Origin of the sequence: Undibacterium sp. Di26W, assembly GCF_049340265.1 — a bacterium.
Classification (GTDB): domain Bacteria; phylum Pseudomonadota; class Gammaproteobacteria; order Burkholderiales; family Burkholderiaceae_D; genus Undibacterium.
Genome location: NZ_JBMPOR010000004.1, coordinates 236,013 through 258,845 on the forward strand (window position 1 = coordinate 236,013; position 22,833 = coordinate 258,845).

Annotated in this window: 22 protein-coding genes; 11 read left to right on the forward strand and 11 right to left on the reverse strand. The window is 49.8% G+C overall.

Annotation, left to right across the window (positions count from 1 at the left end):
* Nucleotides 1-100: 100 nt before the first annotated feature.
* Nucleotides 101-985 (forward strand): LysR family transcriptional regulator, encoded by an 885-nt coding sequence (locus ACO0LM_RS07270; protein WP_423035677.1) that lies wholly within the window; start codon nt 101-103, stop codon nt 983-985.
* Between the two features lie 218 nt (nt 986-1,203).
* Nucleotides 1,204-1,371, forward strand: coding sequence for a hypothetical protein (locus ACO0LM_RS07275; protein WP_423035679.1), 168 nt, complete (start codon nt 1,204-1,206; stop codon nt 1,369-1,371).
* A 378-nt stretch (nt 1,372-1,749) separates the two neighbouring features.
* On the opposite strand, the gene ACO0LM_RS07280 is transcribed toward ACO0LM_RS07275, so the two are convergent.
* From ACO0LM_RS07280 to ACO0LM_RS07295, 4 genes are all read right to left on the reverse strand, one after another.
* Nucleotides 1,750-2,118, reverse strand: coding sequence for a DUF1622 domain-containing protein (locus ACO0LM_RS07280; RefSeq protein WP_423035681.1), 369 nt, complete (start codon nt 2,116-2,118; stop codon nt 1,750-1,752).
* Nucleotides 2,119-2,151: 33 nt separating this feature from the next.
* Nucleotides 2,152-3,021, reverse strand: a complete 870-nt coding sequence (locus ACO0LM_RS07285; protein WP_423035683.1) for a pirin family protein — start codon at nt 3,019-3,021, stop codon at nt 2,152-2,154.
* Between the two features lie 83 nt (nt 3,022-3,104).
* Nucleotides 3,105-3,764, reverse strand: a complete 660-nt coding sequence (locus ACO0LM_RS07290; RefSeq protein ID WP_423035685.1) for an antibiotic biosynthesis monooxygenase — start codon at nt 3,762-3,764, stop codon at nt 3,105-3,107.
* 107 nt (nt 3,765-3,871) lie between these two features.
* The gene (locus ACO0LM_RS07295) at nt 3,872-4,507 is read right to left on the reverse strand and encodes an isochorismatase family protein (protein ID WP_423035687.1); all 636 of its coding nucleotides are present in this window, start codon (nt 4,505-4,507) and stop codon (nt 3,872-3,874) included.
* A gap of 179 nt (nt 4,508-4,686) precedes the next feature.
* On the opposite strand from ACO0LM_RS07295, the gene ACO0LM_RS07300 reads away from it, so the two are divergent.
* The gene (locus ACO0LM_RS07300) at nt 4,687-5,610 is read left to right on the forward strand and encodes a LysR family transcriptional regulator (protein ID WP_423035689.1); all 924 of its coding nucleotides are present in this window, start codon (nt 4,687-4,689) and stop codon (nt 5,608-5,610) included.
* Between the two features lie 133 nt (nt 5,611-5,743).
* Here ACO0LM_RS07300 and ACO0LM_RS07305 read toward each other — a convergent pair whose 3' ends face one another.
* The 5 genes from ACO0LM_RS07305 to ACO0LM_RS07325 form a co-directional block, all read right to left on the reverse strand.
* Nucleotides 5,744-7,120, reverse strand: coding sequence for a tetratricopeptide repeat protein (locus tag ACO0LM_RS07305; RefSeq protein ID WP_423035691.1), 1,377 nt, complete (start codon nt 7,118-7,120; stop codon nt 5,744-5,746).
* Complete coding sequence (locus tag ACO0LM_RS07310) at nt 7,117-8,097, reverse strand: glycosyltransferase (protein ID WP_423035693.1); 981 nt, start codon at nt 8,095-8,097, stop codon at nt 7,117-7,119. The genes ACO0LM_RS07305 and ACO0LM_RS07310 overlap by 4 nt, the downstream gene beginning before the upstream one ends.
* A 160-nt stretch (nt 8,098-8,257) precedes the next feature.
* On the reverse strand, nt 8,258-9,853 hold the full coding sequence (locus ACO0LM_RS07315; protein WP_423035695.1) for an SPASM domain-containing protein: 1,596 nt from the start codon (nt 9,851-9,853) through the stop codon (nt 8,258-8,260).
* 82 nt (nt 9,854-9,935) lie between these two features.
* A complete protein-coding gene (locus ACO0LM_RS07320; protein ID WP_423035697.1) occupies nt 9,936-10,712 on the reverse strand; it encodes a hypothetical protein in 777 nt (258 codons plus the stop codon).
* Nucleotides 10,713-10,756: 44 nt separating this feature from the next.
* On the reverse strand, nt 10,757-12,106 hold the full coding sequence (locus ACO0LM_RS07325) for a hypothetical protein (RefSeq protein ID WP_423035699.1): 1,350 nt from the start codon (nt 12,104-12,106) through the stop codon (nt 10,757-10,759).
* Nucleotides 12,107-13,085: 979 nt separating this feature from the next.
* On the opposite strand from ACO0LM_RS07325, the gene ACO0LM_RS07330 reads away from it, so the two are divergent.
* Nucleotides 13,086-15,065 carry a PAS domain S-box protein gene (locus ACO0LM_RS07330; protein ID WP_423035701.1) on the forward strand — a complete coding sequence of 660 codons (1,980 nt, stop codon included), beginning with the start codon at nt 13,086-13,088 and terminating at the stop codon, nt 15,063-15,065.
* A 148-nt stretch (nt 15,066-15,213) separates the two neighbouring features.
* On the opposite strand, the gene ACO0LM_RS07335 is transcribed toward ACO0LM_RS07330, so the two are convergent.
* Both ACO0LM_RS07335 and ACO0LM_RS07340 read right to left on the reverse strand, forming a co-directional pair.
* Nucleotides 15,214-15,393, reverse strand: a complete 180-nt coding sequence (locus ACO0LM_RS07335) for a hypothetical protein (protein ID WP_423035702.1) — start codon at nt 15,391-15,393, stop codon at nt 15,214-15,216.
* Nucleotides 15,394-15,568: 175 nt separating this feature from the next.
* Nucleotides 15,569-15,775, reverse strand: a complete 207-nt coding sequence (locus tag ACO0LM_RS07340) for a hypothetical protein (RefSeq protein WP_423035704.1) — start codon at nt 15,773-15,775, stop codon at nt 15,569-15,571.
* A 436-nt stretch (nt 15,776-16,211) separates the two neighbouring features.
* Here ACO0LM_RS07340 and ACO0LM_RS07345 point away from each other — a divergent pair, with 436 nt between their 5' ends.
* The 7 genes from ACO0LM_RS07345 to ACO0LM_RS07375 all read left to right on the forward strand — a co-directional run bounded on the left by ACO0LM_RS07345 (nt 16,212) and on the right by ACO0LM_RS07375 (nt 22,415).
* Nucleotides 16,212-16,628, forward strand: coding sequence for a BON domain-containing protein (locus tag ACO0LM_RS07345; RefSeq protein WP_423035706.1), 417 nt, complete (start codon nt 16,212-16,214; stop codon nt 16,626-16,628).
* Nucleotides 16,629-16,695: 67 nt separating this feature from the next.
* A complete protein-coding gene (locus tag ACO0LM_RS07350) occupies nt 16,696-17,214 on the forward strand; it encodes a hypothetical protein (RefSeq protein WP_423035708.1) in 519 nt (172 codons plus the stop codon).
* Between the two features lie 270 nt (nt 17,215-17,484).
* Nucleotides 17,485-19,590: a catalase gene (locus ACO0LM_RS07355; RefSeq protein WP_423035710.1), complete on the forward strand. Its 2,106-nt coding sequence runs from the start codon at nt 17,485-17,487 to the stop codon at nt 19,588-19,590.
* 247 nt (nt 19,591-19,837) lie between these two features.
* The gene (locus tag ACO0LM_RS07360; protein WP_423035712.1) at nt 19,838-20,371 is read left to right on the forward strand and encodes a hemerythrin domain-containing protein; all 534 of its coding nucleotides are present in this window, start codon (nt 19,838-19,840) and stop codon (nt 20,369-20,371) included.
* A gap of 370 nt (nt 20,372-20,741) precedes the next feature.
* A complete protein-coding gene (locus ACO0LM_RS07365) occupies nt 20,742-21,866 on the forward strand; it encodes a sensor histidine kinase (protein WP_423035714.1) in 1,125 nt (374 codons plus the stop codon).
* Between the two features lie 8 nt (nt 21,867-21,874).
* On the forward strand, nt 21,875-22,012 hold the full coding sequence (locus tag ACO0LM_RS07370; protein ID WP_423035716.1) for a hypothetical protein: 138 nt from the start codon (nt 21,875-21,877) through the stop codon (nt 22,010-22,012).
* On the forward strand, nt 22,002-22,415 hold the full coding sequence (locus ACO0LM_RS07375) for a response regulator (RefSeq protein WP_423035718.1): 414 nt from the start codon (nt 22,002-22,004) through the stop codon (nt 22,413-22,415). Before ACO0LM_RS07370 ends, ACO0LM_RS07375 begins: the two co-directional genes overlap by 11 nt.
* Nucleotides 22,416-22,833: the final 418 nt, after the last annotated feature.

Genomic DNA, 22,833 nt, shown 5'->3' on the forward strand with positions numbered 1-22,833 from the left:
TCCTTTGTGGTGTGGGTTGCGTACGAACAAATAATATGTTGTTCCACATTAAAAACAAAGACTGTAAAATGTAGACACTTCGTTTCAAAAGTGAGACATAATGGATTTCAATGCCCTTGAAGACTTCCAATTGGTGGCCGCCCACGGCGGCTTCGGAAAAGCCAGCCGCGCCAGCGGGCGGTCGAAAGCGACCCTGTCGCGTCGTGTTGCTGACCTCGAAGAAGCATTGGGGATACGGCTCATCGAACGGGGCGCCCGTAGCCTGGAGTTGACCGAAGCAGGTCAACTGCTGCGAGCCAGAACGGAGGGACCAATGCACGAGGTCGCCGATGCAGTTGCTGCAGCGCGAGACGGCCTGGCGACGCCGCGAGGGCGTCTGCGCATCGCGGCACCGCTCCTGTTTTCGCAGTTGGCACTCGGGCGAATTGCCGCCCGGTTCCTGACCAGCTACCCGGAAGTACAGATCGAAGCCGTGGCTGAGGACCGTCTCGTCAATCTAGTAGACGAACACTTCGATGTCGCCATACGGATAAATCCGAGCAAAGACAGCGCATTGGTTGGCAGATGCTTTGCCAAAGACAGGATGGTCCTTGCGGCCGCACCATCCATTCAGATGCCGAAGGGAGATCGTGACAAGCCATTTCCCGTCCCAGCGGTCGTCACGACTAGCTATCGCGACGGGGACATCTGGTCCGTTCGTAATGGGCAGTTCACCATCGAACCGCGGCCTGTTCTGCGTCTGTCTTCGCTCCTGATGGTTCGGGACGCTATTGTCGACGGCGCAGGGGCAGCGATGCTGCCGCAATCCATCGTCGGGAGCTTGCTGGAAAAAGGGGAACTGGTATCGTGGGGAATTGCCGGCGGCGAAGTTGAGCTTTGGGTCCTGCATACCTCTCGCCGTTTGCAGAGTCCCAAAGTCCGGGCTTTCGTGGAGTTCATGTGCGGGCAATATCCCAACGGGTCGTTCAACATTCCAATCCGATGAATTGATTAGGCTGTGACGCGATTAAGCTGAGGACTTCGCCGCCGTTCGGTTATAGATTGTTCTTTTGCTCGCTGAATTGATACTCATCTAGCCATCCTCCCTTCGGCAAGCGCCGAGAGATAAAGTTACGGTGCGAACCCACTTTATCAAAGGAGAACGGCATATTATTTTGTGGCATAGACCTCCATTCGAACAACAGCATTGACGCGGCGCACGAATTGAACGGACATACGCTCATCGGCCTCAAGCGCCTGATGGAAGTGGTCGAGGACGTCGGCGGCCGCCTGTCAGTGGTCCTGGCCGGCCACCCAAAACTGCGCAAGGATTTGCGCCGACCGACAATGGAGGCAATCGGCTACCGCACCGACATTGCGGAGTTCGTATGAACGGCCATTGCCCGAGTCTGTACAAATCACAGAAAAAGATCACAAGGACTCAAGCTTGGATGTCAGGCGCAAAAGCCGCCCGGCCCTGAGTGCTCGCGCGGTGGTGAGGTGCTCGTGGACCAATGGCGTTAAGTCCACGGTGTCGGTATTCGCTTGCACCTCGCTCTGGGACGCAATTCCATTATTGACTTCACGCAGATGAGGGATTTCTTCTACAGTGTGGACTTGCGACATTGACGCGCTCCGAAAATAAAAAACTTCTGCCGTGCGTATTTCACGCATAAAGAAGACGGCCAACACGCGGACGCCTTCTGGTGAGGAAATAGGACGCCGGGCTCTGGATGACACGGTTGACCCTATGCGATGAGGAACGCCAGTTTATTCATGCTCCCGTGCTTTTTCCTCTTGCTCCATCTCACGCGTCAGAAAATAGTTCAACGCTGTTCGAAGGACGGCGATAGCGCCTAGCTTTCCCAGCATGTCCCAACTGGGTGCGACGGACGTTGCGAGAATGTCGGCACCCAACTGAAATTCCAGCGCGAGCGCCATGTATCGCGCCAGTGTCTGCCTCACCGAGTTGTTGTCACGAATCTGATGCGCGACATAGCTTCGTGCGAACTCAACGAAAGAGGCCACCATCCCGATCCCGATAACGAGCGCACCCACACTCTCGACAACAAGCTTGAGCCACAAGACGCAATTGACGATAGCGTCCTCAGCGCCCACATCGAAAGGGGAGGGAATCATGATGATGCTTTCGTGTTTTATGTAACCAGAAATTTACGCTAAGCGCCCACTATGGAAGTCACTGACGGCCTGATTAATCTCTTCCTGCGTATTCATGACGAATGGCCCGTGTTGTACGATCGGTTGATGTAGCGGACGTCCGGCGATCAGCAGGGCACGGCAGGGTTCGGTTGCCTGCAAGACGATGCCATCGCTAGCCGCATCATTTCCGAATGCCGCCATATGGCGAGCTGGCACGGTTTTTTCGCCTATCGATAATTCGCCACGGTAGGTGAAAACAAATGCGTTGAATTCCGACGAAAGCGTCTGGGCAAAGCGCCCGCCAGCGGGCAGATGCAGGTCAAGATACAGTGGCTGCGTGATGTCGCGCTGCATCGTACCCGCGACACCGTGGCTGGCACCGGCGATGACGCGCACTGTCACACCTTCTGAGGTGACGAATTCCGGAATCTCGGTACTCTTGAAATCGCGGTACCACGGTACGAGCATTTTGTCTTTGGCGGCGAGATTCAGCCAGAGTTGAAAACTTTCCAAGCGCCCTTCCTGTTGCTCCGGCATTTCGGAGTGAACCACCCCACGACCGGCGGTCATCCACTGCATCCCTCCGCTCTCAAGCAGGCCTTCGTTCCCGGCGCTGTCGCGGTGGCGCATACGCCCAGCGATCATATAGGTGGCAATTTCAAAGCCGCGATGCGGATGATCGGGGAAGCCACCAAAGTAGTCTCCAGGATTATTGGAGGTAATGGCGTCGAGCATCAGGAAAGGGTCTAGCCGGTGCTGCCAGTCATGGTTCAGCACTCGCGTCAACTGCACGCCTGCGCCATCTGAAGTCAACTCACCTGTCACCAGATGCTCGACAGCGCGCGGTTTATGGACTATTTCCAAGTTGGGGGAAGTTTGCATGGTCACATCTCTTTAAAAAATATTAATCGCTTATAGTCAACCCGATAACAGGTTCCGCGGATCAGCAGTGCGCTTCGGATCGCTCAGGCAAACAACCACCGCTTCACGAGCTTCGTATAGCGCGGCATGATGACGTAGACCATGAGCACAACGATGGTTCCCGTCACCACAAAAGTAGTGAACAAACGATGGTCGGGGATGCCCAGGAGCCGCAGCGCCGGTGAAACGATCATGGGAACGCCGAGGACCAGGGGATAAATCACAGACCAAGTCACCAAACTCTGCCGCCAGCGGGCGGGCACCTTGGTCTTGGTTTCCATCGGGGCAAACCAGAAATCCAGACCGCTACTAATAAAGAAATCGTCGCCACTGGCAAGAAACGGCTTGACTCTGTCGATGAGCTGACTGCGAACTGGTGACTCCGTCCAGGCCTGCAGATGCGCTTTGCTGTCAAACCGGATAATGACCGTGTAGGTCGAGGAGAAACCTGGAACCGGCGGAATGATCTGCCAATCAAGATTGCCAGCCGATGACCGGCAAAGCGGCCCGATTTCGCTCATCCATTTTTCATACTCCCCCTGCCTGCCATCACGCACCCGATGAGTGATGACCACCGTTGCCCCCATGGCGTCATCGGTGCTGGTCAAATTCGTGTTTGGGCTCATGGTTTCGTTAGCGAGATGTGGCATTCGTTTCAACAGATGAAATGGTTTCGATATTTCAAATGCACAAATGGATTTCATCGGAATTCATGGCAATAAGCACACTGCTTTTTTTGCAACTCATTCCAAGTTGAAGACTAAGAGGCCACCTGCTGCCAGGTGGCCCAAGTCCAGTTTTTTGCGTGGACTTATTTCACGCTTTTTTGTGCTGTGTCATAGCTCTCCATCAACGCCCCATAGGCGGGAACGATGTGATCGATCATGACCTTCGCGAAATCCATTGCTTCTGGGCGATTCCAAGTGTTCATCAACTCAGACATGACCGCGAATGTGTCAATCGGCATTGCTCCTGCCTGCGTGACCCGGGCAATGGTGAGGTCGGTTGCCATCTGAGAGTGGTTACCTGAGGCATCCACAATGCAGAACACCTTGTATCCTGCGGCAAGTGCGCTGAGTGCAGGGAAGGCCATGCAAATACTTGTGAGCGTGCCTGCGATGAGCAGTGTTTTCCGCTTGGTGCTTTCGATGGCTTCAACAAAGGGACGGTGATCCCACGCGTTGATCGGGCCGCTGCGCGGAACATGCACCGCATCAGGGTTGCTCTGATGAATCTCGGGAATGATTGGACCATTCGGACCTTCAGGAACTGATGCCGTTGTAATGGTTGGAATCTTTGCGATGTGCGCCACCTTCGCAAGCGTAGTCACGTTATTGCGGAGGGTCGTGTACTCTATATCGCGGACCAGTTGGAACAGCCCGCTCTGATGATCTATCAGCAGCAATACCGCATCGTTGGTGTCTATCATCCACTTGTTTGTTGTCATTTCATTTTCCTTTTGGCTTTGACTACTAAATTTGCTGCCCAAGGCAGCGGAGAGAGTCAGAAGATGGGGCTTGGCCTGAATCAGAGCCAATTCCGTATCCGATTACTGTATTTAATCAGTTGCACAATGGAAGATAAACCCACAAAATAACAATTCATTATTTGATTTTGTAAAACAATATGACTATCGACATCGTAGTGAGTATGCGGGTCTTTACCGCAGTGGTGGATGCCGGGAGCTTTGCCGGTGCAGCGGACAAACTCGATCTATCGCGAGGCATGGCCACGCGCTATGTGGCGCAACTCGAAGAGCATTTGGGCGTTCTGCTGCTCCAGCGGACCACGCGCAAGCTCTCGCTCACGGAGGCCGGCAATGACTATTACGAGCGTGCGATGCAGGTACTGACCATGATCGCGGAGGCCGAGAGTTCGGTAGCACAGGAGGCCTCTGTTCCGCGTGGCATTTTGAGGGTCAGTTCCTCAAATGCGTTTGGTGCCCGTCATTTGGGCTTGGCGATCACAGAATACCTGCAGAAATATCCAGGTGTTCAAGTCGATGTCACACTCAACGATCGGGTGGTCGACTTGGTTGAAGAAGGTTTTGATGTCGCGATCCGCGTCGCAACAAAAATTGACCCAGGACTGGTTGCTCGCAAGCTCGCGAGCTCGCGCCTCGTGGTTTGTGCCTCGCCTGGCTATTTGAAAAAGTACGGACTCCCCAAAGTGCCTAAGGACCTCGCCAACCATCAATGTCTTACCTACGCCTATGTGAGTTCACCAAACGAGTGGCGCTTCAGACGCGAAGGTGTGGAGCAAAAGATTCTGGTTTCCGGTAGTCTATCCGGCAATAGTGGCGACATCCTGCGCAGTGCCGCTATCGAAGGCCTTGGCGTTACTCTGCAACCAGACTTTCTGATCTATGAGACGCTACGTGAACGGAAGCTGGTGCGCGTTCTCCCGGATTGGGAAACCGATGATCTCGCCGTATTTGCCGTTTATCCTAATCGCAAGTTTCTGCCGCCCAAGGTGCGCAGCTTCATCGATTTTCTTGTTGAGCGTTTCGGTCCCGAGCCCTATTGGAATATTAAAGTGGGTGCCAGCTAAAAGTTGATAGCGGCAATCAACGTGAGGACAATGGCGCCAAAGCCATGTGCGGCGAGTACCCTGCCCGGGCGGAATCTGCACATCACCGCCACGCCGATGAATGGCTCGATTTGGCTGAGCGAAACAATCAATGTCATTGAGATAATGTCGATTCACGCCTGGACATGTCGCGTATGCCAAGCAATGCCAGGGTGTAGTTGGATGTGTCGCTGCTGTCATCCAGGCTGATCGCTATGCCGCAGTGATCAAATGCTTCTGAAAACAATCCCATGTTAATACATGCACCACCCAAGTTGTTATGGGCTTGGGCAAAATCTTTATCCAGCGTCAATGCCATTTCAAAATGCTGCTTTGCTTCCGGGAACAGACCTTTTGAAAACAGGAGCACCCCCATCTGGTTATACAGTGCTGCGCTTGGTGCGACACCAAGTTGTTCAGAGATGGCAGATACTTCCCTGATAAAGTTGAAATAGGCACCCGACTGGCTGAAGTTCATATTGGGTTCCAGCGCCCTGGCGGTCCCGGCATCTGCTACTGCAAGCCTGTGTTGTCCAAGCAAGGTATAACAGAGTGCGCGATTGACATAAGCATTGAAATCTTTGCTGTAATAATCGATGGCATTGGTGTATGAGCTGACCGCGTCTTCCAGCCTTCGCAAGCGCAGCATGATATTGCCTTCACTGGTATATATGCTGTCGTTGCGCGGCCCCCAGGTATTGAATCTGCGGTCTTTGCGGAAGACGTATATCTTCAGATTATGGTATGCATTGTTTGTGAACTGGTAGCCATACAGCGACCAATACTGTCGCGTCAGGATGGCCGCGCTCTGTTCGGTGATATGTCTTAACTTGTCGCTCAATGCAATTCTGTTTTCCTGGGTGACAGATTTGTAGAGCTTTGGTTGCCCGGACACAGAACCATTCGACAGGCGATACGACACCATCAGGGGTGCATGACTTGCCTTGTTGGCCCGCTCTGCAAGCTGGTAGGTTTTTACCAGCAGTTGATCGCTGGTTTTGTCCAGCGAAAACGCCAGCAAAACGCAAAGCTTGCTTTGTGCTGTGGCTTGTTTCAGCTTGGGGATTGCATCTTGCAGCTCAGGCAGGGTTTCCAGGAAAGAAAAAGCGGCTTCCCATGGTTCCATCAATTCCAGGTATAGCGTGGGTTGTTCATGTGTCGGCCCAAAGCAAAGTTTCAGGTACAGCATTTTTGCCGGGAAGGCCGCAATACATTTCTTGAATGCAGTGATGATGGTGTCTGGTACCTGCAATTTTTTTGCAAGTCCGATTAAATAGTCTTCTTGCCCGACCCCGCCGGTAATGATTTCCAGGTTGTCTTCAGTCAGGACATATTCTGCATAGTGATCAAAGTTGAACAGGTCTATGGTTGCTGACAACGCTTTTTCTTCAAGTTGATATACCCGGGCCAGCGCCATGATTTCTTGCCTGATGTCTGCATCGGCAAGGGCAAGGTCGGTGTGGGCTGCTTCCAGTGTATTTTCGGTGATCATGTGAAACTCCTTTGTAACAATTGATCGTCATCTTCATAGGACAGCAGGTGCGTTTGAAAGTAATGTAACTTGTCTTCAAAAATGCCTCTTTCTACTTCAGAAAAAAAGTACATGAAGACGTCTTCGCGCATGTCATCCGTGCTGAAGATGCCGGCACCTATTCCATGCTTGACAATACGGTCCGTGCCTTCAGCGCCATCGGCAGAATTGGGGATGCCAAGCACGGGTTTGCCGTGATAAATCGCCGATAAAACGCTAGTGGTTTGTCCACTGCAAATAACGCCCAGTACAGCATCTTTGATATAAGCGATGGTCACCAGGGGATGAAGGTAGAAATTATCAGGGAATTCAATATGCTCATTCACATAGTCGGAACGTGACAGGTCCAGGATGAAATTGACGGGCAAGTTGCCCAGTATGCAGATGAGCTTGTCCCATAGATGCCGGTCATTGAACAGGCGACCGATCTGCACATAGTACAGAGGGCGATTGTTTTCCTGGCTGGTGGCAATGAAATTATCCATGTCGACATTCACATAGGGCGGTTCAAAAATGAGACCGCCGACCAGCTCAACCTGGGAAGGCAGGTTGGTCTCTGTCGTTAGCTGGGGGATGCTCCTTAGCAGGTATTTATCACCGATCAGGGGCGTAGTCGCAGGATCGGCAGTGACCAAGGGAAGGCCCAGGTTCTCTCTTAAATTATTGTAGTGCTGGGTGAGCGACTCTATGCGCCACTGTTTGCTTGAACACGTATCATCGATGCCGGGGAAAAGGTATTCACAATACCCAATGACGATCAGGGGAATCTTGACTATTTCTGCCAACACGAAAGCGGGCATCACCAACTGGGTGCAAACGATGACGTCAGGCTGATACGCATCAAGGACCTGCTTGATAAAATCGTATTGATAGCGGCCCACCCTACTGTCATACCAGTCACGCGTCGATAGAAACGGATTGGGCTGGCTGGTCGTCAAAATACTTTTTAAGCCTGAACTGTCAAACAGAAATTTATTTTCATTGTCTGAGACAAACAGAACATCCCTTCTTTTTTTCTGCAATAAATGGGCTAAGCGTATCGCCGGAAACAAGTGCCCATACGAAGAAGAGACCAGAAAAAGATATTTGTGATGATGTTCATGACCTGGAAGCGAATTTGACATAAACCAGCTTTTCCTCTTTTAAGAAGTTTTTGTTTGTAAAGGCGTCGTCCAGGTGATTGATTTTCAAATCAGATTTCAAATCAACTTCGCTCATATACGATTCAGTCAAATACACCTCTTTCAGATAATCTTCACTCAGGTAGTCCTCTTTCACAAACACTTCAGAACAAAGGCTGAGCGGATTGGTCCTGATCATCTCTGGTGTGTAGTCATTCCTGGTGATAAAACCTTCTTTTTCTGCACGCAGGACGATCTTTTCATTGATCGAATATTTAAGGCTGGGGCAGGGCAGAGATGCTTCACCCAGGGTATCGGCGGCATTGACAAATTTATGTGCGCAAAAGCTGCTGCAGTTTGGCAGGATTTTGCAGGAACTACATGTGGCATTGTCGAAGGGGTTGAATTGTTCCCATTTCTTTTGCGCCGGGCTTTTGTTGGCGAACAATGCATCCAGGTCAAAAATCGTACCTATCCTTTTATTTGGAAATGACACGGTGTCCCAGCACTTATGTACATCACCATTCGGCACCACAATGTAATCATTGGGTTTTAAGGCTGAGCAAATCCCCATGAAGGATGGCACATAGGGCAGCTCGGACAAGCCTTTATCAAATGCATATCTGAGGAGTTCAGATTCCAGTTTGCCATATTGCAGTTTCTGTATCATCTTGTCTGCAATGGCGTGGCAACCTGTCGTAATGGATTCAACCGGGGCAAAATACATTTTAAGATTGGGCAGATTGGCCAGGCCTTCGGCCGCCAGGTCATCAATCAGCGCGAGGACGCCGCCCTTGTTGCGCTCGTCGATATTTACCCGCAAATCAATCTTGATCGGTATTTCATAAATCCATTCTTTCATGTTGGCGATGATCTTGTCGTAGCTGCCTTTTTTCGACAGATAATAGCGACGGGAATCATGATCTTCACGTGCGCCATCCAGGGTAATCTGTACCGTTCTGAGGCCATGTGCATAGAGTTGCTGGGCAACCGCCCGGTTCATTTTTGAACCATTGGAAATCATCGCGGCAGTGTAGTTGATACCGCGGTTTTTATTGATGTCGATAAGCCGGTCTGCCAGACTATAGATCACCGTGGGTCTTAACAGGGGTTCGCCTCCATACCACATGGAGCGCAGGGTGTGCAGCTCAGGGACGTGTTCCAGCAGCCGGTGGTAGAGTTGCACGACACCATCCTGCACTTCTTCTGACATGGTCTGTACTGGCTTGTCTGCCCCCTGGAAACAATAGTCACAACCGAAATTGCATGCCAGGGTGGGGCAGACGGTCAGGGTTACTGTGCCTGAATCGTAGCGGCTGGCATCGTACATTTTTTTGACGACATTGAGCTCGTTGACACTGTCAGGCAGAACAAATCCCTGGCTGCCCAATTGATCAAACAGCAGTTGCTGCTGGCCTGAAGCCAGTGGGCTGGGAAGACTGCCGAGATTGCCAAGGCTGTCAAGTTCATCGCCTTCCAGCAGGCATAAACTTTGACTCAATGAATTGAAAAGCAGGCTCTTCCCACCGAGCAGCGGTACCCTGATATTGTAGGTCGATTCTTTTAATTGCATGCTTTTCTCACTCAGTTGGTACTCAGTTGGTTGTCTCGCTGGCACTGTCCGTGTGTGGGTTGCCATGCTGGCCCGATTACGGTTACGGTGGCCAGCCTGCATTTGCACCACACAGAGCGTCAAAACCACAGGCAGCTGCACCGCAGGCACCCGTAGCGGCACCGCAGGCAACAGTGGCGCAACCGTTCAGGGCGCAGGCCACAGCACCACAGGCTGCTGCCGCACACCCATTGGCGGCGCAGCCAACGGCACCACAGGCCGCAGCGGCACAGCCACCGCCACCTTTACCGGCGGCGGCGCAGGCTACGGTCGCACAGCCGACGGCACCACATCCGGCCGCTGCACATCCTACCCCCGCGCATCCGGCAGCAGCGCAGCCACCGCCGCCAGCACCAGCCGCTGCGCAGCCGACCGTTGCACAGCCTACTGCACCACAGCCACCCCCGGTACCACCGGCAGCAGCACAGGTGGCCATTGCATAGGTAATCTGTTTGCCGTCCTGCGGCTCCGTAACAGGAGTATGTGTATTGACGTCGTCGATATTGGTAGCGTAGCCATTTACACCAGCAGGACGGACACGCAGCGTTACCTCAGCTACCTCACCTGCCGCACTAGACACGAGATCGTGCGCCGTCAACACCAGGCGCAACTGATGGGTATTTTTTATCCTGGCAAGCTGTTCAGGGAGTGCGAGCTGTATCCCGTCCATGAACCCCGAAGTGCCAATGCCATCGACCTTGAATTCTATCGATTCACCACTGGTGTTGTGCTCAAAAACAGATTCAGAATCCGTATTTTGCAAGAATGCCGTGACATTCCGGCTTTGTTTTTGAAATGCTGATGCGACTAGGATTTGCATGTTCATCCTCCAACTTTGGTGTAACGCACAAGGTATTCAGCGGGCTAATGGATTTTTTGGCTGTGCGATGCCGCGCTGGCTTTAGCGAACTGGAAAGGGTCTTCCCGCAGGGCATTCTGGTCCAGCATCATGGGCTTCAGTTTTGTACTGATCGCGATGTAATTGGTCCTGTTGGTCATGGGATTGATTGCCATAGCCTGTGAGACTGCCCTAAGCGCTTCAATGTAATAACCGGCATCAAAGTAAGTCCCAGCCAGATTGTTGTACGACTCTGCCCTGACCAAATCTGTCGAGATCGAAATCGCCAGTTGAAAATAGGTAGCGGCCTGGACATGAAAGCCGTTTTTGTGGAGGTGGATACCGACATCGTTGTAGCCAGCCGCAGAGATTTTTGTATCAAGCGCATCAAACAAAGGCTTGAGCGAGGTGTCATACTGCGCCTTGAAAAACTGCGCAAAACGCAAATTGTTTTGTCCCAGGCTTTGATCCAGGCTGCGCGCTTCAAGACAATCTGCAATGGCAAGATCAAAATTGCGTAAGTTGAGGTGACTGGTGGCCCGGTGGTTCAGGTAGCCGGGCAACAGTTGGCCGATGCCGTTAAGATTGTTTGCGGCAAGTTGCTGGCGGGCTTCATCCACTTTTTGATTGAAAAAATCCAGCGAGTCAACGTATTTTCTGGCAAACAGGTAGTCCACTCCTGTCGCTTGTACTTCGCTGGCACTTGAGTAACTTGCCATGGCAGGCTGATCAGGAAAACCAGACACAAAGGCTTGTGGGTCTTGCCCCAAACCTTCAATTTGTGGCAGGGACAACAGATAGTTGGTCTTGTCAATTGCCGGGTTCAGCAGCACCGCTCTCGCGCTGGCAATGAAAGCTTCAATGATCAGCCCCGATCCAAGATAAGACGCACTCAAAGAGTCATATAGTTGCGCCAGTTCACTTTGTTTGGCGACTGAAATCGCCAGGTGATAATAACCGGCAGCATGGGCATAAAATCCATGACCGTGGTAGGCGTTGGCGATCTTTCGGCATGCATCCGTCGTCAACTTGTTCTTGAGCTGGGCCATTTGCGGCAGGATCAGGCTTTCATAATGATGAAAGAGCAAATTTGCAAGATTCAGGTTGTCCTGATCGAGATTGGCATCTCGCTTCCTGGCTTCCAGGCAATCCGCCAGCCCCTCCCTGAAATGGCCTAGCTGCAGATGAAGAAAGCCCCGGGTGTTAAGATGGTAGCTCAGCGCATGGATTTGATTGGTCGCCAGCACATCTTTGGCACTGAGCGCACGCACCAGTTTATCAATCTCTGCGAACGCTTCCTCGAAGTCATATGCCTCAATACGTGCACCGGCATAGGGGGAATAAACAGATTCTAAATTCGCACTATCAGTATTCATCTTGCATATCCTTTTTCGATATTAGCTTGATAAATAGGACTTACGCAAAATCGCCCCAGCTGCGTTGTAGCTCCTCTCCTAGGAGCCGCATACCAAAATACTGTCTTCGTCGCTACGGTGTAGTTGGGGTTTTAGACAACATGTTGTCTGCCAACGTAACGAGCCTCCCTTGTAAGGGAGGCTACCTTAGCGATAGCCTTGCTGGTACGGTTTTGCGTATGTCCTAATAAAGCACTTCTGTAGTGAATAAGTATTGCTATATATACACTATATTAAAATGGTAAATAGTCAAGTTTTTTATTTATTGATATGGATAGGGCTTACCCAAATTTCATGATGTCAGATGGGCTTCTTGGCTGCATACAAAGATAATCGGCAAGTAATCCTTGTTTGACACGCTAAATGGTTTGTTGAGTTTGCCAGGCAATGGCGGTCAGTCTGATCTAAACCAGCATGGCACAGGCAATGTGATTGCGCTGTATACCTGCCCGGCCCTGACAAGCTTCGGTCGTAAAGTGCCACTCAGGGGCAGTAACAAAGATGTGATTGAATTTCTTGTTGTCTGGCAACCCTGGCTTTGGTCAAGTATCGTCACAGGACAAAAAGTAATTTCTTTGTACGCTACCGTACGATTAATGGGCTTCCCCACAGCTATAGTTGCACGAACTATAAAATAGAATAGTTTCCGGATGATCATGCCGCAATCTGGCGTCGTTCGATTTAACGCGTCGTGGAAGTACGATACCCATCTCTTATCCGTTATGGCAAATACGGTTGATACGCGCTAGTGTAGTGTTGCACGTAGATTGACGCTTATAAAATCGCGAATTTTTCGTTGAGACAAGGAAAAAACCGCAGCAATACCGAGGTATTGCGAGGATTTTTGACGCAGTATCGGCGGAAAAGGCGCATTTTATAAGTGGCAAGAAGAGTGCAGCACGACACTAGCTAACAAAGTTTGTTACCGTGGAAACAGCCGATGGCCATCCAAAATTTACCTGAAGATAAAAAACTCATTGAGGTGCCGCGCTTTCAGCTATTGGTTGATGCGATCACTGACTACGCGATATATATGCTGGACATTGATGGCCGCGTGATAAGTTGGAACGCCGGTGCGCAAAAATTCAAGGGCTACATATCGGCAGAAATCATTGGCCAACACTTTTCCCGATTCCACACGCCAGAGGACCAGAAGGCAGGTGTTCCCGTGCGCGCACTTCAGATTGCTGACACGGAAGGTCGTTACGAGAATGAGGGTTGGCGCGTGCGTAAAGATGGGTCCCGTTTCTGGGCCAGCGTGATCATAGACGCCATCCGGGAAAACGGTCAGCTAGTTGGCTTTGCACAAATTACCCGTGACATCACTGACCGCAAGAAAGCGGAAGAAGCATTGCGTCTGAGCGAACAGCAATTTCGTATGCTGGTGCAGGGGGTGACTGATTATGCGATCTATATGCTGGACAAGGACGGTTATGTCAGTAACTGGAATGCCGGTGCGCAACGTATCAAGGGATATCGACAGGAAGAAGTGATCGGTACGCATTTTTCCCGCTTTTATACGCAGGAAGATCAGAAGAGCGGGGTACCACAGCGCGCACTATTGACAGCCAGGAACGAAGGTCGTTTTGAACAGGAAAGCTGGCGCGTGAGGAAGGATGGCAGTCAATTTCGCGCCCATGTGGTGATTGATCCTATTTACAATGCCTTTTACGAATTCGTTGGTTATGCCAAGATTACCCGGGATATTACCGAAAAATATGAAGCGGCAATCGCGCTGAAAAAAACCGAGCAAGCATTGCAGCACGCGCAGAAGATGGAAACAATCGGCAAATTGACGGGCGGCATAGCGCATGATTTCAATAACCTGCTACAGATCATTTCAGGCAATCTTCAATTACTGTCCGCTGAGATAGTCGGTAATCCGCATGCACAGAGGCGTGTTAACAATGCGCTTGCCGGTGTCAGGCGTGGTGCCAAGCTGGCCAGCTATTTATTAGCTTTTGGACGGCGTCAGGCGCTCGACCCTAAAGTTGTCAACATAGGTCGTTTTGTGATTGATATGGAAGATATGCTGCAGCGCAGCCTGGGTGAAACTATCGAAGTTAATACTATACTGGCTGATGATTTATGGAATACCTTTGTCGATGTTGCTCAAGTTGAAAATGCTTTACTTAACCTCGCGGTCAATGCACGCGATGCCATGGAATCCGTCGGTAAGCTCACCATTGAAATCAGTAATGCTGTTCTGGATGAAAATTATGCGTGCACACACGCAGAAGTTAACGCTGGTGATTACGTGATGCTGGCGGTATCCGACGTCGGATCAGGTATGCCACCAGAAGTCGTCGCCCAGGCATTTGAGCCGTTTTTCTCGACCAAGCCTGAGGGCAGGGGAACAGGATTGGGTTTATCCATGGTGTATGGCTTTGTCAAGCAGTCAGGTGGCCATGTCAATATATATAGCGAACTTGGCTATGGTACTACCGTCAAACTTTATCTTCCACGTTCGACAGAACAGGAAGGCGGGTTGGCGATACAGGCAGCGGAAAAAATTGTCGGAGGAACCGAAACTATTCTGGTGGCAGAAGATGATGAACAGGTTCGTACTACTGCCATCGAGATACTGAGCGCTTTAGGCTATAAAGTATTACATGCTGGCGATGCTGACAGTGCCCTGGCAATCATTGGCACCGGTGTCAAGATTGATCTGTTGTTTACGGATGTCGTCATGCCCGGCGTATTGCGAAGCCCTGAACTGGCACACAAGGCCCGCGAGCGTTTGCCGGATCTGGCGGTATTGTTTACCTCGGGCTATACGCAAAATGCCATCGTACATGGGGGGCGGCTGGATGCCGGCGTAGAGTTGCTGAGCAAGCCATATAGCCGTGAAGCGCTGGCACGCAAGGTCAGGTCTGTGATTGCTAATTGCAAGCAGCATAAAGCATCTAACCCCTTATAGTAACCACAATACCGCACATTGCATTATATCGGCTACATGCGGGGTCTGCTATAGCGCCGTTGATATAGTCGCGTACAACACAAATTCAAAATACTTTCAGATGACGAATGCCATCGGTTCCTGTGCTGATAACTAATCGATTTTGTTGCTATGGAGATTGATTGGCTATGACCATCTCGATTTTTCGCAAAAACTGATCCTTGGCGGCACTTATTTCTATGTCTGACATTGAAGGCAGGCGGTCGATCAATTTATCGAGCGCATCTTTAAAATCTGCACTTGAACTGTAGTTTGGATTGTTTGAATTTTCTGTGATTTTTTTCGTCATGCTTATTCCTGTCTATTGAATATACGCCTGGCGTTGGCTGATTTCATGAACATATGCAGATAAAGAAAAACATATGTTCCAGTTTGTCGCATGGTCTTTTATTTCCGGTGCGCAAATTAACATTGTCAGCTACTGCGCTAGGCAGGTGACCGCCAGGCTTTTTGGGGGAGGCAATTTAGCTGGAAAAATACATGGTTCGCAAATTTCGACGGTGCTCTTCCATTTTCTTCAATTGCATATGGTGCTTTGCAGGAGTCAAATTTTTCGGCGTTTTAGCGCAGCCAATGTCTGTCGCTGTAATGCCAGGATCAACTTTTTGTTCGTTGAGCGCAGAAAGTTTTTGATTTTTTGTTGAAAAATGGAAACCGAAAAAATTCCTCATGATGACTCCTCTGAAAAGATAGCTTGGTTAAGTACTTTCTCTACCACATAGTATCAGCATCGGCAGGGCCGATGAATTATGGCAGCTACTCTGCGATAGAGCTGTTATGGTAACTAGAATCCCGCATATTCAGTACCGGACAATAGCGACCAGATTTGTAGGAAAAATCTTACCACTCGCTTTATGCAATCTATACAGGATTTTCTGTTTATTCAACATTGTTATAGGTAAAAAAAAGCCAATGTGCTCAGCCACATTGCTGAAATCGGGTATTGATAAAGGTGTAGATAAAGGTGTATTTCTCCGATGAAATAACATTGCATATCTTTGCCTCTCCCTGCTTCCTGTTCCGTGTGACCTACCGCACAGATGATGGGTGATTAATTATCTTAATCTATCGCCACTTGTCCGCAATGGACTTAATCAGGAGGGATAAATGGGACGAATATTAAATCAGGTTGGCTGTGCCGCTTTGCTGGGCTTCGCCATATTGCCAGGTATAGGTTTTGCAGCAGATCCAGTTCCCCCAGTTGTTACAGAAGGGAAAACTGCGTCGAACGTCGATAATACGGCGATCAATAACCGTGACAAGTATGCCGGGAATAAAACGCCAGCAGATCAATTCAATACAAAAGAAGATCGCAAGCTTCTTGCTGCAGTCCGGCGTTCAGTCGTGCACGACAAATCGCTGTCAATGATGGCCCATAACATCAAAATTATGGTGGATGCGGGTGTCGTTACTTTACGCGGTCCGGTAAAAACCGCAGACGAAAAATCGCAAGTCGAAAAAATCGTTCAGGCTGTCAATGGTGTGAGTTCTATCAATAATTCACTGGATGTAAAAACCAATTGAACCTGGGCAGGCAAGGCAGGTAAGGCAGGTAAGGCAGGCATGTAAATAACTCACCAAAGGAAATCAAATGAAAACCGCTATCTACTGTATCGCAACAAATCGTGTTCAAGCAGAAACCATCGTCGACAAGTTGAAAATTTCAGGATTTTCAAGTGCTGATATCTCGGTCTTGTTGCCTGATCAAACCGGTACCCGGGATTTTGCGCATGAGCAAAATACCAAATTGCCCGAAGGGGCTGCCACTGGCGGGGTTGCTGGTATGGGTGTAGGCGCCATACTGGGTTGGTTGACAGGTATAGGTACGTTGGCAATCCCTGGCGTTGGTCCTTTCATTGCGGCTGGCCCTATTATGGCTGCATTGAGTGGTGCTGCGTTGGTGGGGGCGGCCGGTGGCCTCATTGGCGGCCTGGTGGGTATGGGTATTCCTGAATATGAAGCAAAATTATATGACGGAAAAATTCGCGGCGGCAATGTTCTTATCTCTGTGCATACCGATAATTCTGATCAAGCTGAAATTGCAAAAGACATTTACAAAAAAGCTGGCGCAGAAGACATCAACTCGACGTCCGAGGCCAGCGTCGCTTAAGGTTTTTTCAGGGTAACAGATTACTTGTATCGCAAGAACGGACTGTGTAAGCAGTCCGTTTTTTTTCTTGAAATTGAAATACAAAATTCAGGAAAAAAAATCAGTAGAAAATAAAAGAGTATTTCTATTGCAAGCCTGCCCTGAGTGTTCGCTTCCGAACAAATAATTCCGTCATTTTGGTCTATCGTCAAATCAGAAAAAATTAAGCGTCGATCTGATCCATGTTTGATTTTTATTGTGTCAAAATCGATCTTTTGTAGAGTGTCTGCCATGTCTAAAACTAATACGACCATCGCCAATCCCGAAATACAGGAAACAAAAAATCTGACCACCACTTCGATTGGTAATGGGGGAGAACTACATCAGATTGCTGGAAATACTCATCCTGAACTGACAACCAATCAAGGTGTCGTCATTGCAGACGATCAAAATTCTCTCAAAGCCAGTGTCAGAGGACCGACTCTGCTGGAAGACTTTATCTTAAGAGAGAAAATTACCCATTTTGATCATGAGCGTATTCCGGAACGTGTCGTGCATGCACGAGGAACCGGTGCTCATGGCTATTTTGAACTGACACATTCACTGGAAAAATATACCACGGCCAAAATCCTGACCGAAACAGGGCATCAAACCCCGGTGTTTAGCCGTATTTCCACGGTTGCGGGCGGCTCTGGCTCTGCTGACACGCCAAGAGACGTGCGCGGGTTCGCCGTCAAATTTTATACATCCGAAGGCAATTGGGACTTGGTCGGCAATAATATTCCAGTCTTCTTTATCCAGGATGCCATTAAATTTCCTGACCTTGTCCATGCGGTAAAAATGGAGCCTGATCGCGGTTTCCCGCAAGCGGCGACAGCGCACGATACATTTTGGGATTTTATTTCACTGACGCCAGAAGCCATGCATATGGTGATGTGGATCATGTCCGACCGCACACTGCCTAGATCACTACGTATGATAGAAGGTTTTGGCGTGCATTCATTCCGCCTCATTAATGAGATGGGTGAACCTACCTTCGTGAAGTTCCACTGGCGCCCGAAGGCCGGGCTGCAGTCCACCGTTTGGGATGAGACGGTAAAAATTGCCGGTGCTGATCCTGACTTTCACAGGCGCGATTTCTTTGATGCCATCAGTGCCGGTGATTTCCCCGAATGGGAATTGGCAGTACAACTATTTACGCAAGAAGAAGCAGACGAATTCCCGTTTGACCACCTCGACGCAACCAAGCTCATTCCTGAAGAGTTGGTACCACTGACTGTGATTGGACGCATGGTGCTTGACAGGTGGCCGGATAATTTCTTTGCCGAGACTGAACAAGTTGCATTTTGTCCATCGCATATTGTTCCTGGCATCGATTTTTCCAATGACCCTCTGTTGCAAGGGCGTTTATTTTCCTATCTGGATACCCAGCTGTCCAGGCTGGGTTCAGCCAATTTCCATCAGATTCCCGTTAATGCGCCGAAGTGTCCGTTTGCCAATCACCAGCGTGATGGTCATATGCAAATGACGCACCCTACCGGCAGGGTAGCGTACGAACCCAATTCGTTGGCAAAGGATGCGCCACGCGAACAACCGGCGACAGGCTTTAACAGCATGGCAGAGCCTGTGGTGGGTGACAAAGGCAGGATACGCCCAGAAAGTTTTGCTGATCATTACAGTCAGGCACGCCAGTTTTTTGCCAGCCAGAACGACACTGAACAAGCACATATCGTTGCAGCGCTGGTTTTTGAGCTGTCAAAAGTTGCGCATCTGCATATACGCGAAGCAATGGTCGGCCATATGCTGCATATCAACGAAGAACTGGCGCGACGTGTTGCCACTGGCCTGGGCATCAAGGATTTGCCAGCGGCACCAGCTATCCCGGTTGCGGTACAAAATTTACCTGTGTCACCTGCCTTGCGATTGATCGACAAGATGAAGGACACCCTGGCCGGCCGTGTGGTTGGTATTCTTATTGCCGAAGGCTCCGATGCCAAGACCCTGGAAAAGCTCAAAGCGGCTGTTGCCAGTGCAGATGCCAAGTACAAAATTATTGCTCCACAGATTGATGGCATACACCTGTCTGATGGCAAGGAAGCCAAAGTGGATGGACAACTGGCAGGTAGCCCCTCGGTAATATTTGACGCAATCGCGCTTGTTCTCTCCAGCGAATCGGCAAAAAAGCTGGAGCGAGATATGGCAGTGGGCGACTTTGTCAGGGATGCTTATAGCCACTTGAAAGCGATTGCTTATGATGCCGGTGGCGAGATTCTGTTGAATGCGGCAGGTATCAATAAAGACACCGCCGTTACATCGACAGATAATGTGAAGGGCTTTCTGGCAGCGGCAAAAACACGGCAATGGAGTCGCGAGAAACTGGTAAGGCCATTGCTGTGAGAGGGCAGGTCCCGCAAACAGCTACTGTCCAAACATCAAGGAATATTGCGTCTGCAAGCAGGACGCTATCTGTGGTTACTGTCCTACACGGCTTCAGCGCAGAGGCTTACTGCCATTTACAGCACAGGTTTTAAGATGACCTTACCTGCTCGTCTGAGCTTATTTTACAAGCAGCTCTTGGTTTTTGAATGCGGTCAGGCAGGTAGGTTTATTGCACTTCCTCTTATCAATGACATAAGGAATCACCATGCGCACTACGACACCTTCGGCCAAAGCCAAGCCTGTAAAAAACCCTGCTGTTATCGCTAAAAAGGCGAATGATACAACAGCACAAGATGCTATCAGCCTGCTTAAGCAAGACCATGAAAACGTGAAGGCATTATTCAGTAAATTCGAAAGCCTGGGCGATGCTGCTGTAGTCAGCAAGAAGAAAATTGTTGCCCAGATTTGCCTGGAATTGACCAAGCACACTATTGCTGAAGAAGAGATTTTTTATCCAGCGATGCGTGAGATTGGCGAAGATACCAAGGACATAATGGACGAAGCTAATGTCGAACATGCCGCTGCCAAGGACCTGATTACACAGATCCTGGCGATGGAGCCTGGTGACGATCTCTATGATGCCAGAGTCAAAGTCTTATCCGAACAAATTGAGCATCATGTACAGGAAGAAGAAGGTGAGATGTTCCCCAGAGCAAAAAAAGCAAAACTGGACCTGATGGCCCTGGCCGAAGCAATACAGGAGCGCAAGGATGAAATTGACCTGCCGTCCCTGCAATAAGTGAAGCAACACAAGGACCCAAGGCATGAAAGAGCTTCTTTCCTGCCTGAAGTTCTGAAGTGTTGTTTATGGAGTATAGTTATCAAGAACAACGCTGCCACCCAGGATTGAGTTCGGAACTTTTGGGTGCAGTGATTATTACTCGGGTTTTTAAATTTTCGCCTTGATGACTAGCCAGATTGATTGGGCGCAGGGAGTTCCAGCGTCGGCCCGGGCCAGTTGAGATGAATGTGCTGTAGCGCACAGATTTATTAAGCAAAAAACTCCACCATCATGGCATGCGTTTGGCTTTCTTGACGTAAATCCCCATACCGGCATTTCTCGCCGTAGGTCTGCAATTGGCAGGCATGGGATACCTACGAGGTATACCATGATGCATGAATTTTTGATCGTCCATCGCGCAGAGCTTGAACGCAGATGCCGCGAAAAAGTTTCCGCTCGATCTGGCGGATCCCCGAACAAGCAACAACTGGAGCAAGGTATTCCTATGTTCCTGGATCAACTCATACGCACACTGCAGGCAGAACACCGGGGTAGCGCGAATGAGGCACTGGCTGTATCTGGTTCGGCATTAGGCGATCCTCAACGGCACGCTGAACTAGGCGTAACGGCTGCAATTCATGGAGCCGATCTTCTGACGCTGGGCTATTCGATCAATGAAGTAGTGCATAATTACGGTGATCTTTGTCAGGCTGTATCGGATCTGTCGATTGATCTTAAGGAGAAATTTGAGGTCAGTGAGTTCCGTACGCTTAATCGCTGCCTCGACAATGGTATCGCAGACGCTGTGACTGCGTTTAGTGAGCACCGCGATTTGGTGATCGCCGATGAACAGGCTTTGGAGGCGAACCAGCGTTTGGGATTTTTCGCCCATGAGCTTCGCAACTACTTGCACACGGCAATGCTGGCGCTAGCGGCTATCAAGTCGGGTAATGTGGGCTTGACTGGTTCCACCGGGGCCGTGCTGGATCGCAGCATGGTGGGACTTCGGGGACTGATTGACCGTTCCCTGGCTGAAGTCCGCATAGGGCCGGGTATGACGCTGCACCGCGCAGTTTTCAATCTTGCCAATTTTATTGGAGAAGTGCAATATTCCTCTTCGCTCGAAGCTGAATTACTCAAGTGTAACTTCAACGTTGAGCAAACTCCATCCATACTGATGGTCGATGCTGATAAGGACTTGTTGTTCTCTGCGCTGGGTAATCTGTTGCAGAACGCATTCAAATTTAGTGGCGAAGGCGGTATTGTTACGCTTGGCGTCGACGCAACAACCGACCGCATACGCATCAATGTCAAAGACAGCGGGCCAGGACTGAGCGAGGATGCTAGCCACAATATATTTTTGCCGTTCACTCAGAGCGGTTCCAACAAAAGCGGCCTGGGACTGGGACTCTCTATTGCACGGCGCAGCGTTGAAGCGAACGATGGCTTGCTGACAGTGAAAAGCCAACCCGGCCAAGGTTGCGTGTTCACTATCGATTTACCTCGTCAATGAGTAGAAAATTGAATGATATTTCCTTTTTAATTGTTGAAATAATGAAAAAAACTTCGCTTGAGATGGATGTTTTGAACGCATCTGATCCTGCTTTTGCGGTACAGGAAGAGTTGCTTTCAAACCCGATAGGTAACAATGAAAAATAAAGAGAACGAAACCTCCGTCGCCAATGAACCTGCCAGTGAGGCGGGGGCAGGCTTGCATATTCTGGTTGTTGAAGATAATCAGGATTTGCTGGAGATGCTGTGTGAAATGCTGGATATGATAGGGCATTTTGCTATCCCTGCCGCTAGTGCAGAAAGGGCTTTGGAATTATTGGCACAAAAGCGTTTTGACGTGCTGCTGACGGATATCAATTTACCCAAAATGTCTGGTATCGCCTTGGGAAAGCAAGTTAAGCTTGATGCACCTGATATGCATATTGTTTTTTCATCCGGTCATGGCCCTCATATTCATACTTATGTGAATTTCCCCTGCTATGTGCTGACAAAGCCTTATGAATTGAGCCAGATTCAGCAGCTACTTGATGGATTTTCCGTTGCGTCGTGATAGGGAAAGCCGGTGTTATGAACGACGTATACTAAAAATTCCATTGCTTGACGCTCTTTGACCGCTGCATAGGCGGTAACAATTTTCTATTAATTTGCTCTTTGATTGTCCGAGTTATCTTGCACCATTTAATGTGTGGTTAGAATACGCAGGCGGAATAGCGCCAGCAGCTTCAGATTTGATCCATGTCGGGTGTATTGGAAGGGGCAACCCAGAGTATTCCCTGGATTTACCAGTTTGAGGAAACTTGACCTGCTGGACCTGAACTTCATTTTATTTTTCATGATAAGCACCGACCGCAGTTGACTAAATGAGATGACCAATCTTAAAGTCACTCAGGCGCGCCGCATATCAGTGGGCCTCCATCAGTCGTGTAGGATGGGGACGACAAAGTAAGCTGAGCTTGACCTAGCCAGTT